At 64.1% G+C, this 11,914-nt stretch carries 10 protein-coding genes; 3 read left to right on the forward strand and 7 right to left on the reverse strand.

Features of this window, described 5'->3' with window-relative positions:
* Positions 1-344: 344 nt before the first annotated feature.
* From AC0L30_RS28640 to AC0L30_RS28650, 3 genes are all read left to right on the forward strand, one after another.
* Entirely contained in the window at positions 345-1,190 is an 846-nt protein-coding gene (locus tag AC0L30_RS28640; protein ID WP_473405741.1) for a CmcJ/NvfI family oxidoreductase, read from the forward strand.
* 103 nt (positions 1,191-1,293) lie between these two features.
* Positions 1,294-1,605: a septal ring lytic transglycosylase RlpA family protein gene (locus AC0L30_RS28645; protein WP_007601095.1), complete on the forward strand. Its 312-nt coding sequence runs from the start codon at positions 1,294-1,296 to the stop codon at positions 1,603-1,605.
* A gap of 49 nt (positions 1,606-1,654) precedes the next feature.
* A complete protein-coding gene (locus tag AC0L30_RS28650; RefSeq protein ID WP_473405742.1) occupies positions 1,655-2,824 on the forward strand; it encodes a Gfo/Idh/MocA family protein in 1,170 nt (389 codons plus the stop codon).
* Between the two features lie 311 nt (positions 2,825-3,135).
* On the opposite strand, the gene AC0L30_RS28655 is transcribed toward AC0L30_RS28650, so the two are convergent.
* From AC0L30_RS28655 to AC0L30_RS28685, 7 genes are all read right to left on the reverse strand, one after another.
* Complete coding sequence (locus AC0L30_RS28655) at positions 3,136-4,446, reverse strand: ABC transporter substrate-binding protein (protein ID WP_473405743.1); 1,311 nt, start codon at positions 4,444-4,446, stop codon at positions 3,136-3,138.
* Between the two features lie 188 nt (positions 4,447-4,634).
* On the reverse strand, positions 4,635-5,876 hold the full coding sequence (locus AC0L30_RS28660) for an ABC transporter substrate-binding protein (protein ID WP_473405744.1): 1,242 nt from the start codon (positions 5,874-5,876) through the stop codon (positions 4,635-4,637).
* A 43-nt stretch (positions 5,877-5,919) separates the two neighbouring features.
* Positions 5,920-7,401 (reverse strand): ATP-binding cassette domain-containing protein, encoded by a 1,482-nt coding sequence (locus AC0L30_RS28665; RefSeq protein ID WP_473405745.1) that lies wholly within the window; start codon positions 7,399-7,401, stop codon positions 5,920-5,922.
* On the reverse strand, positions 7,401-8,327 hold the full coding sequence (locus tag AC0L30_RS28670; protein ID WP_219683503.1) for a branched-chain amino acid ABC transporter permease: 927 nt from the start codon (positions 8,325-8,327) through the stop codon (positions 7,401-7,403). The genes AC0L30_RS28665 and AC0L30_RS28670 overlap by 1 nt, the downstream gene beginning before the upstream one ends.
* 1 nt (position 8,328) lies before the next feature.
* The gene (locus AC0L30_RS28675; protein ID WP_007601104.1) at positions 8,329-9,204 is read right to left on the reverse strand and encodes a branched-chain amino acid ABC transporter permease; all 876 of its coding nucleotides are present in this window, start codon (positions 9,202-9,204) and stop codon (positions 8,329-8,331) included.
* Positions 9,205-9,308: 104 nt separating this feature from the next.
* Positions 9,309-10,550, reverse strand: a complete 1,242-nt coding sequence (locus AC0L30_RS28680; RefSeq protein ID WP_473405746.1) for an ABC transporter substrate-binding protein — start codon at positions 10,548-10,550, stop codon at positions 9,309-9,311.
* Between the two features lie 252 nt (positions 10,551-10,802).
* Entirely contained in the window at positions 10,803-11,906 is a 1,104-nt protein-coding gene (locus AC0L30_RS28685; RefSeq protein ID WP_473405747.1) for an NAD(P)/FAD-dependent oxidoreductase, read from the reverse strand.
* Positions 11,907-11,914 lie beyond the last annotated feature (8 nt).

The following is an 11,914-nucleotide window of genomic DNA, read 5'->3' on the forward strand; positions in this document are numbered from 1 at the left end:
CGCCGCAGCCGACCAAATCATGAACGACTGTTACCCATCCATCCGGTCTGTTTTGTTACCCATCCATCCGCTGGACACACCGCGTAGCGGCGAGACGGGTGAGGGGTTCTCTCCGCGAGTATCCCTCTCGTATTCGAATTCGCTGAGGCAACCCCTCATCCGGCGCTTCGCGCCACCTTCTCCCACAAGGGGAGAAGGGGAACAGCGTTCGCCGGGCCTTCCTTGAAACGTTTCTTCTGCACTTCGCATTGACGACAACAACCCATTGCTATTTGCAGGACCTCCCTTGCAGCACGCCTGGTCCCCTCAAAAATCATCCAGACGACCACATCGGGAGACCGGCCATGGGCCTACAAGAAACAAAAATCGAATCGCTTCCCTTCGTCACCGCCGAACTCAACTATCTCGCGCCGACATCGGGCAAACCCCGCACCTATGCCTTCGATCCGCCGCCCGGCGAGCCCAAAAGCACGTCGCTGCCGGAGCCGCACCAGGTCCCGATCTTCGATGCGCGCCTGATTGCCAACAACATCTCGCTTGATCGCGAGGGCTTTGCGCTGGTGCGCCATCCGACCCAGGTGAAGGACTTCTCCAACGAGGAGGAAATCCGCACGGTCTATTATCCCGCCGTCGAGGCCTTCCTGCGCGCAACGCTGAAAGCAGACCGCGTCGTCATCTTCGACCATACCGTGCGCAGGCGCGTCGAGGGTGCCGCGGACATTCGCGACGGTGGCCCACGTCAGCCGGCAACGCGCGTCCACGTCGACCAGACCGCAGTCTCGGGCGCCAACCGTGTGCGCGAGCATCTGCCCGACGAGGCCGAGGAGTTGCTAAAGGGCCGCGTCCAGGTGATCAATCTGTGGCGGCCGATCCGCGGTCCCTTGCGGGATTCGCCGCTGGCGATGGCCGACGGCACGACGGTCGCGCCTGACGATCTCGTCGCCTCCGATCTGATCTATCCTAACCGCCGCGGCGAGACTTACTCGGTGAAATACAATCCGAACCATCGCTGGTTCTATTTCCCCGAGATGACGGCGGACGAAGCGCTGTTGCTGAAGTGCTACGATTCCGCAACCGATGGCCGCACCCGCTTCGGGCCGCACACCGCGTTCGTCGATCCTACCACGCCGGCCGACGCGGCGCCGCGTGAGAGCATCGAAGTCCGCACGCTGGTCTTTCACAAACAGTAACAATGTGTGATGGCGCCGCCGGGCGTAGCCCGGTGGCGGCCCAGGAACCCACGGGAACCAACAAACGTTGCTGCGCGGGGCAGGGCCAACCGGGAGCGGTGCCGTGCGAGCGCAGACCACGCTATTTTCTTGCCTTGCTACTTTTTCGCTTTCTGCAGTTTCCTTCGCCCAGGCCGAAAGCGGGCTTGCCTCCTATTACGGATACGGAAAAGCCGGGAAAGGTGAGTTGACCTGCGCGCACCGGACGCGCCCGTTCGGAAGCGTGCTGAGGGTGTCCTACGGCAGCCGCTCGATTCAATGCCGCGTCAACGATCGCGGCCCCTTCATCCGCGGCCGGATCGTCGATCTCTCCGTCCCTGCCGCCAAGGCGCTGGGCATGATGAGTGCCGGCGTGGTGCGGGTCTCGGTGGAATAGACCTGCCAGCGCGTTATAGTGCCGCCTAAAGCATGGGTCAGGGGGCGCTATGGCCAGGATCAGGGTGGGACTCGTCGGCTGCGGCTTCGTGTCGGAGCTGCATATGTATGCGTTCCGGCGCGTCTACGGCGTGGATGTCGAGGTCGCGGCGGTCGCTGCGCGCGGCGACCACGTCGTCGAATTTGCACACCGCCACCAGATCCCACGGGTCCATCGCAGCTTCGCCGAGCTGATCGCGGACGGCGAGCTCGATGTCATTGACATCTGCACGCCGCCCAATCTTCATGCGGGGATGATCGTCGCCGCCATGCAGGCCGGCAAGCATGTCATCTGCGAAAAGCCGTTCGCCGGCTATTTCGGCCGCGACGGCGACCGGCAGCCGATCGGCAAGCACGTGCCGAAGGCGCTGATGTATGAGCGCGTGCTGGAAGAGATGGGCGCCACGCGTGCCGCGATCGAGCGCACCGGAAAGCTCTTCATGTATGCCGAGGACTGGATCTACGCACCCGCAGTGACCAAGACCGCGGAGATCATCAAGGCGACGAAAGACAAAATCCTGTTCATGAAGGGCGAGGAGAGCCATTCCGGCTCGCATGCGGTCCATGCCGCGCAATGGGCGATGACCGGCGGCGGCTCGCTGATCCGAATGGGCTGCCATCCGCTCTCCGCCGTGCTGTATCTCAAGCAGGTCGAGGCCAAGGCGCGCGGTGAAACCATCCGCGTCGCCAGCGTCAGTGGCGATGTCGGCAATGTTTTGGCCGTCCTCAAGCCGGAGGAGCGTACTTACATCAAGGCCAATCCTGTTGACGTCGAGGATTGGGGCACGCTGACCGCGACATTTTCGGACGGCACCAAGGCCACCGTGTTCTCCGGCGACATGATCATGGGCGGCGTGCGCAATCTGATCGAGACCTACACGTCAGGCGGCTCGCTGTTTGCCAATATCACGCCGAACAATCATCTGATGAGCTACCAAACCTCCGAGGAGAAGCTCGCCTCGGTCTACATCACCGAGAAGGTCGACCGCAAAACCGGCTGGCAATATGTCTGCATCGAGGAGGAGTGGACCCGCGGCTATCTCCAGGAGATCCAGGACTTCATGGAATGCGCCGCGACGGGACGCCAGCCGCTGTCGGACCTGGCGCTGGCGTATGAGACGATCAAGGTGAACTACGCCGGCTATTGGGCGGCGGAGGAGGGACGGCGGGTGGTGTTGTAGAGCCGCGGTGAACTCACTGACCCAGCCGCAGGCACGCTGCTAATCCTTCTCCCCTTGCGGGAGAAGGTGGCGCGAAGCGCCGGATGAGGGGTTCTATCCGCAAACGCAGCTGCAAGAGGATCGCTCGCGGAGACAACCCCTCACCCGTGGTTGGGGGGTGGGGGGGGGGGCCCCCCCCCCCCCCCACCGGGGGGGGGGGGGGGGGGGGGGGGAAACAACCAACCCCCCCCCCCCCCCCCCGGCCCCCCCGGGGGGGGCCCCGCCACCCTCTCCCGCAAGGGAGAGGGACGCACCGTCTGCGCGGCTTGAACCTACGTCCCGTAGGTCGATCCCTTCGGCAGCGGAAACACCGGGTCCCGCGTCCTGATGTTCGTCGGCCACACCACCGAGATGTGCTCGCCGGCATTTTGCATCACGACCGGGGTCGATCGCTCGTTCTGGCCGGAGAGCGGCGTGCCCGGCGGGAAGAATTTCACGCCATAGCCCTGGATGGTGCCGCCGGCGGGAATGTCGACGTCGAGCGCGGCCTTGCGAATGGCCTCGGGCTCGAAGCTGCCGTACTTCTCCTTGGCGACCGGCAGCACGTTGTTGAGCAGGATCCAGGTCTGGTTGAAACCCATCGAGCAATGCGGCGGCACGTCGGTGGCGCCGGTCTTGGCCTGGTAGCGCGAGACCATGGTCTTGGTCAGATCGCCGATTCCAGGCGCAAGCTTGGCTGGATCGAGCAGTTGCGCGGGCACCGGATCGATGTTGCAGAAATTATCGATGTCGGGGCCGAAGGTCGCGCGCAGCTTGTCGAGCTGGCTGTAGCCGGCGCCCGCGCCGAACAGCATCTTGAACCGCAGGCCGCTCTCGCGGGCCTGACGCAGGAACAGGGTGATGTCGGGGTTGTAGCCGGCATGCGAGATCACATCGACCTTGGCGCGCTTGAGCTTGGTCACAAGCACCGACAGATCAGGGGCGGAAGCCGAATAGCCCTCGCGCATCACGACCTGGATGCCCGCCTGCTTGGCATAGGCCTCGTCCGCCGCCGCGACGCCGACGCCATAAGGGCCGTCCTCGTGAATCAGCGCAACCTTGACGTCCTTCGGGTCCATGCCGAGCTTGCCTTGCGCGTGCTCGGCGACGAAGCCTGCGAAGGCCTGGCCGTACTGATCGGAATGGATCTGCGCGCGAAACACATATTGCAGGTTCTTGTCCTTGAACACGGCGGTCGAGACCGCGGTCGTGATCCAGAGGATCTTCTTCTGCTGCTCGACCTTCGCGGCCATCGGCACCGCATGCGCGCTGGAATAGACGCCGTTGATGATGTCGATCTTCTCCTGGCTGATCAGCCGCTCGGCCTCGTTGATCGCGACGTCGGCCTTGCTCTGCGAGTCCGCCGCGACCGGCACGATCTTGGTCTTGCCGCCGATGCCGCCCTTTTCGTTGACGAGGTCGATGGCGATCTGTGCGCCGACCGAGGAGGCGACCGAGCCGCCGGCGGCGAACGGACCGGTGAGGTCGTAGATCAGGCCGATGCGCAAATTCTCGGCTTGCGCCTGGGCGCGTGTCCAATCGAGGCTGAGTGCGGCGGCGGCAGCCGCCGAGCTCTTCAGCAGCTGCCTGCGTGAAGTCGGCATCCTATCCTCCCTCAAAACCGTTTTATGATTTGGTCTTGTTATTCTTTTTCGAATTATGGGGAGCGGGGCGGCGGAAAGTCAACATCGCCCAAGGTCGATAGGCGGTGCGCCGCACAACGCATCTGCGAAAGACAAAGAAAAGCCCACCGTTCCCGCGGAGCGATGGGCTCGACGTCAGAGCGGGCCGGTTACTGCGACAGCTTCACGAAGCTCGGAAACTTCAGCTTGCCGTCCGCGATCTTCTCGGGCCAGACCACGACCTGCTTGGAGTCCTGCCACTGGAAGACCAGACCCGAAACGGTCGTCGGACCGGACTTGATGCCGTGGGTAAACTCGTCGTCCTTGCCGTAGAACTGGATGCGGCCGATCGTGCCCTCGTAGTCGGTCTTTTCGAGTTCAGTGACCATCTTGTCGGGATCGGTCGAGCCCGCGCGCTTGATCGCCTCCGTGATGAAGTAGACCTCGTCATAGGCGGTGTAGCCGGTATAGGCCGGCGGCGAGCCGAACTTGGCCTTGAAGGCGGCCGCGAACGGCTTCGTCTTGGAGGTCACGGCGACATCGGGCGTTGCGACCGCCAGCGACGGGACGCCGTCGGCGGCGCCATTGGTGTCCTTCCAGAAGGTCGGGCTCAGCGCCTGCGCGCTGATACCGAACATCGGGATCGGCACCTGCTGGTTCTTCCACTGCACCGTCGGCTGCACGCCGACATGCGAGATGCCGGTGACGATCACGTCCGGCTTCTTGGCCTCGATATTGTTGAAGATCGGCGTGAAGTCGGTGGTATCAGGCGAGAACCGCACGTGCTCGACGACCTTGAGGCCCGCGTTCGGGAGACAAGCCTCGTAGCCGACGTCGAGCGGCTTGGTCCAGGCGGCGTCCTCGCTCATGATCGCGACCGTCTTGAACTTGAGCTTGTCGACCAGGAGATCCTTGGCGGCGTCGCAGACGAGCTGGGCTTGCGCGGCCGAGGTCAGATAGCCGTGGAAGGTGTACTTGTTCTTCTCGTAGTCGTTGTGGATCGCCTTGGTGATCTCGTTCGAGGCCGCGCCGGGCGTGATCAGCGGCATCTTCAGCCGCGCCGCCCAGGGTTCGAGCGCGAGAACGACTTCGCTGATATAGCTTGCGATCACGGCAGAGACCTTGTCCTCGCTCACCGCGCGCTGGAACGCACGCACCGAGTCCGCCGAGGAGCTCTTGTTGTCGTAGGTCACGATCTCGATCTTGCGGCCGAGAATGCCACCCTTGGCGTTGATCTCGTCGGCAGCGATCTGCGCGCCGCCGGGCGTCGCGGCCCCCGCGATCGACTGCACTTCGGCGATGACGCCGATCTTGATCGGGTCGTTCGACTGCGCGTAGGCGGGAGCGGCGAGGCACAGCGCCAGCGCGGAAGCGAGGAGGAAGCAGCTGCTCAAATTCGGGGATGGTCGCATGGTCGTTTTTCCCTTTGCTTGTTTTGTTGTTGGTATGGGCGAATCAGAGAAAATCGGCGCCAGCCTCCGCGGCGAAGCGGCCGGGATCGCCCTCCCAGACGATCCTTGCATGCTCGAGCACATAGACGCGGTCGGCATGTGGAAGCGCGAAGGTCACGTTCTGCTCGCCGAGCAGCACCGTGATCGACGTCGTCTGCCGCAGCCTCGTGAGGGCCTTGGACAAGAGTTCGAGGATGACGGGGGCGAGGCCCAGCGTCGGCTCGTCCAGGATCAGGATCTGCGGCTGCATCATCAGCGCGCGGCCGATCGCAAGCATCTGCTGCTCGCCGCCGGACAGCGTTTGCGCCATCTGGCCCTGACGCTCTTTCAGGATCGGGAACAGCTCGAACAGCCAGGCCAGCTGTGCCGCGCGCTTGTCGTCGGCCAGATGTTGCCCCCCGAGATCGAGGTTTTCCCGCACGCTCATCTCGCCGAACAGCTCGCGCGATTCCGGGCACTGCACGAGGCCGCTGCGGGCGATTTTCGCTGGGCTCGTTCCGCGCAGCTTCTCGCCGTTGCGTACGATCTCACCGGTATAGGGCAGGAAGCCGGAGATGGTGTTGAACAATGTGGTCTTGCCGGCGCCGTTGAGGCCGACGATCGAGACGAACTCGCCCTCGTGGACGTGGATCGAGACGTTCTCCAGCGCCTGCGCCTTGCCGTAGAACACGCTGACATTCTCGACCTGGAGCAGCGGCACCTTGTCCTTGAAGCTGGTCTCGGGCCGCGCATGGGTCTCGATGGCGCCGCCGAGATAGACCCGCCGCACCGTCTCGTTCTTCATGACGTCATCGGCCTTGCCGGTGACGATCTCCTCGCCGAGATACATCGCGAGCACGCGGTCGACCAGCGCCGCGACGCTCTTGACGTTGTGGTCGACCAGCATCACCGCGCGGCCCTCGTCGCGAAAACTGCGGATCAGGTCGGAGAAGATTTCAACCTCGGCGCGCGTTAGTCCGGCAAAGGGCTCGTCCACCAGCACGACCTTGGGATCGCGCGCGATCGCCTTGGCAAGCTCGAGCCGGCGCAGGTCGGCGAAGGGCAGCGTCGGCGGACGGCGGTTCATCACGTTGCCGAGCCCGACGCGGTCGGCGATCCATTTGGCGCGCTCGAGCAGCGCCTTGTCCGGAAACAGCATGAACAGGCTGTCCGGCAGCAGCGCGACCATGATGTTCTCCAGCACGGTCTGCCGGTTCAGCGGCCGCGAATGCTGGAACACCATGCCGAAGCCTTTGCGCGCGATCTTGTGCGCGGGAAGGCCGGCGACGTCCTCGCCCTCGAAGATCACTTCGCCTGATGTCGGGCGCTCGATGCCCATCACGCTCTTCATCGCGGTCGACTTGCCCGAGCCGTTCGGCCCGATCAGGCCAAAAATCTCGCCGCTATTGACCTCGAAGCCGAGGTTCTTCACCGCCGTCAACCCGCCGAAGCGCTTGGTGAGGCCGCGGACTTCGAGCACGGCCCTGTTTGAAGATCGCATATCCATCACGAGCGCGCCTCACGCGAGAGGGCCGCTCCGAGGAAGCCGCCGGGGAAGAACAGCACGACGAGCAGCGCGACCGCCGAGACGATGAAGGTTGCGAGCTCGCCGGTGGGGCGCAGGAATTCGCCGGCGACGATCAGGAAGATCGCGCCCAGCGCCGCACCGAGCACGGTGCGGCGGCCGCCGAGCACGGCCGAGACGATCACGTTGACGCCGACCGCGACGTCGACCACGGTGCCGACCGAGGCGGTGCCGAAATAGAACACCAGCAGCGCGCCTGATAACCCCGAGAAGAACGCGCTGACGATGAAGGCGGCGAGCTTGTGCTTGACGATGTTGAAGCCGAGCGCACCGGCCTGCACCGGGTCCTGGCCGCTGGCTTGCAGCACCAGGCCAACAGGCGATTGCGAGAGGCCATAGAGGATCGCCGCCGAGATCGTCATGAAGCCGAGCGCAATCCAGTAATTGACACCGGCGTTAATGGAGATGACGTCGGGAATGGTCAGGCCGATCTCGCCGCCGGTCAGGTCGGCAAACACCACGATGAAATTCTGCAGCATCAGCACCGCGACCAGCGTGGTCAGGCCGAAATACGGTCCGCGCACCCGCAGCGCCGGCAGCGCCAGCACGAGGCCGGCGATGACGGAGGCGAGCGCACCGAGCACGATGCAAGCGTAAACCGACCAGCCGAACTGGGCATTCAGGATGCCGGCGGTGTAGGCGCCGACGCCGATCAGGAAGGTCGGGCCGAAATTGACCTCGCCGGCGAAGCCGAACAGCAGGTCCCACGCCATCGCGAACACGCCGAAGTAAAAGGCGACGGTGAGCAAGCCGAGCACATAGCCCGAGACATAAAGCGGCAGCGTGGCTGCGATCACCACCAGCGCGAGCGAGATGAAGAACAGGCGGGTCGTAAAGAAGCTGGCCATCTCAGCGCCTCCCCAGAAGGCCCTGGGGCCGTATGTACATCACGAACACGAGCAGCAGCAGCGCCGGAATGGTGCGGTAGGCCGGCGAGACCAGATAGGCCGTGAGCGTTTCGAGATAACCGACCACAAAGGCCGCGATCAGCGAGCCGGAGACGCTGCCGAGGCCGCCGAGCACGACGATCGAGAACGCGCTCGCGGTCAGCGGTCCGACGCTGTAGGAGCTGACGCCGAGGAACATTCCGAGCAGCACGCCGGCGATGCCGGCGAGAATGCCGTAGATCGCCCACACCACGACGTAGATGTTGGTGAGCTCGAGGCCGAGCAGGGTGACGCCGCGTGGGTTCATCGAGGCCGCGAGCACCGCCTTGCCGGTGCGGGTGCGGTTCACCAGGAGCCACAGCAGCGCGATGACGAAGCAGCACACGATCGCGGTAAAGATCTCGTTGCTGGGCGTGCGTACGCCGAGGATCTCGACGACGCCCTCGACGATCGGCAACACGGTCTTGGCGTTGTTGGTGAAGAAATAAGCGATCACCTCCTGGATCATGATCCCCCACAGCAGCGTGCCGGTGAGGACGAAGATCTCCTTCTCTTCATTCGGGATGCGCCGGGAGTCCTGGATCGGCTTCACCACCGCAAAATAGGTGGCGAAGGATGTCAGGAGAGCGACACCGACCCCGATCAGTGCGCCGGCATAGGTGCCGACATTCAGGATGCTGGCGGCGGCCCAGGCCGCCACCGCTGCTGCCACCATGATGGCCCCATGAGAGAGGTTGAGGACGCCGGACACGCCGAAGATCAGCGTGAAGCCGGTGGCACCGAGAGCATAGAGAGCGCTGATGGCAAAGCCATCGATCAGAATCTGGAAAGCACGCATCTAAGGTTGGCAATCTGATTCATGAGAGACGATGTTGCTGGGGCAACGTGCTGCGGGAGCCGCATGTGGAAGCTCCCGGGAGCTGGTCCCGGGAGCGTGTCCTGCTAGTTCGAGAGCTTGATGAAGCTCGGGAACTTGATGTCGACCTTGGCGACTTCCTTGGGCCAGACCGCGCTCTGCTTGCCGCCCTGCCATTGCAGCATCAGCCCGGTGATCAGGCCCTTGCCGTATTTGATCGAGTGCGTGAACGGATCGTCCTTGCCGTAGAACTGGACGCGGCCGATCGTACCTTCCCAGTCGGTCGTCTCAAGCGCGGCGACCAGCTTGTCGGCGTCGGTCGAGCCCGCGCGCTTCACCGCGTCGGCGATGTAGTAGACCTCGTCATAGGCGGTGTAGCCGGCATACGAGGGATAATTGCCGAACTTCTTCTTGAAGGCTTCGGCGAACGGCACCGATTTGGGCGTCACCGCGACGCCCGGGCCGGAGACGCCCTGGTAGAGCACGCCTTCGGCCGCCTGATTGGTGTCCTTGCCAAAAGTCTCGTTGGTGGCCTGCGAGGCGATGCCGAACATCGGGATCGGCACCTGCTGGTTCTTCCACTGCACCGTCGGCTGCACGCCGACATGGGAGATGCCGGTGATGATCACGTCGGGCTTGGAGCCTTCGATCTTGTTGAAGATCGGCGTGAAGTCGGTGGTATCGGGCGAGAAGCGGATGTGGTCGAGCACCTTCAGCCCGATCTTGGGCAGGCATTCCTCGTAGCCGAGGTCGAGCGGCTTGGTCCAGGCGGCGTCCTCGCTCATGATGACGGCGGTCTTCATGTGCATCTTGTCGACCAGCAGGTCCTTGGCGCCGTCGCAGACCGAGAGCGCCAGCGCGGCGGAGGTCAGATAGCCGTGGAAGGTGTACTTGTTCTTCTCGTAGTCGGCATGCACGCTCTTGCTGATTTCGTTGGAGGCTGCACCGGGCGTGACGAACGGCGTCTTCAGCCGCGAGGCCCAGGGCTCCAGTGCCAGCACGACTTCGCTGATGTAGCTGGCGATGACCGCGTTGACCTTGTCCTCGTTTACCGCGCGCTGGAATGCGCGCACCGAATCTGCCGAGGAGGAATGATTGTCGTAAGAGACGATCTCGATCTTGCGGCCGTCGACGCCGCCATTGGCGTTGATCTCGTCGGCGGCGAGCTGTGCCGCCTGGGGGATGGAGGCGCCGGCAATCGCCTGCGCTTCCGCGATCACACCGATCTTGATCGGGTCGGCCGCAAGTGCCGCGCCTGACGTCATCAACACAGCGGCCGCGGCGGTACCGAGTGTTATCCGCAACGCAACAGAGAGCGGTTTCTTCATCTTGTTCTCTCCCTTAACAGGCCTCTTATGAGCCATTATGCGCGCGACTATACCGGCGGAGACATTCTCGGCAAGTGAAACCGCGTCCAGGATTGTGAGGCACGGACTAAAGTCTAGCGCTGCGCAAATAGCGGGCAGGAAAGCTGTCGGACCCGTTTCACGCGCAGGCATGCAGATTTCGTCGGTAGGCATGCGCAGCTATCGCAGGCGCACAGCAACCCGATCGCTGAATGGCGATGCCGTCGCGTCGGCTCAGCGCGCTTGCAGCAGCGACGGATCGAGCGGCGCGAGGCGGGCCGGATCGAATGGCGAGATGTCGACGTTGCGTGTCGCACCCTCCGCGATCAGTTGCGCCATGGCCTCGCCCGTGGCGGGCGCATTCAGGATGCCCCACACATTGTGCCCGGTCGCAACGTACAGACCTTCACTTTGCGGCACCTTGCCGATCAGCGGCAGGCCATCCTGTGTCACCGGCCGGAAGCAGGCTTGCCGCGCAATGATCCTCTCGGATCGGAACCGTGGCGACAGCCGCTCGGACATGGTTTGCAGGCGCGCGATCGCGTCGTGGTCCGGCGTCACGGCAGCCGGATCGAGAGGCAGCGGCGCGATGTCGGAGAGAGCGGTGATATGCGTGCTGCCGTCGGCGCGAGGAAAGACCTCGATCGATACGGCACTGCCATTCTCTTCAGACTCCAGGAACAGCGCATCGGTCGGCGCATCCGTGCCGGTGTCGTACACGATGCTCGGGCTGCGCTGGCCGTAGACGGCGGGCAGGCTCATCCATTGCGCGGCGAGCAGCGACCATGGTCCCATCGCGATCACGATGGCGTCCGCCTCGACGATGCGGCCGTCGACCTCGACGCCTGTCGCGGTTGTGCCATCTGCATCACGCATGATGCCGGTCACCTGGCCGGGACGAAACTCGGCGCCTTCCGCGAGCGCCGCGTTCATCACGGCTGAGGTGAATTTCTTGGGGTGAACGATCGCAGTGGACTCCATCGTGCCGATGCGCTGCGCGATGATGACGCCGTTGCTGAGCCAGCCGAGCGCGGACGGTGCATCCCGGCGCGGATGGCCATCGGCGGCAACGAAGCCGCTATAAGCGCTCATCGGGCGATAGCCCCAATCGCCTGCGATCTCGTCCGGCAGTTGCGCATGGATCGCGAAGCTCCGTCGCGCCAGCGCATCGAGCGGCGAGCCCTCGCACCAGTCGCGTGCGAGGAAGCCGCCCGCCTTGCCTGACGCCGCGGCCGCGACGTCCGCCCGCTCCACGACGACGACGTCGATGCCGCGGCGGCGGAGAAACCAGGCGGTGCAGGCGCCGATCACGCCGCCGCCGCAGATCACAACGCGCATGAACGCTC

The sequence above is a fragment of the Bradyrhizobium sp. MI1.11 genome, from assembly GCF_055811255.1.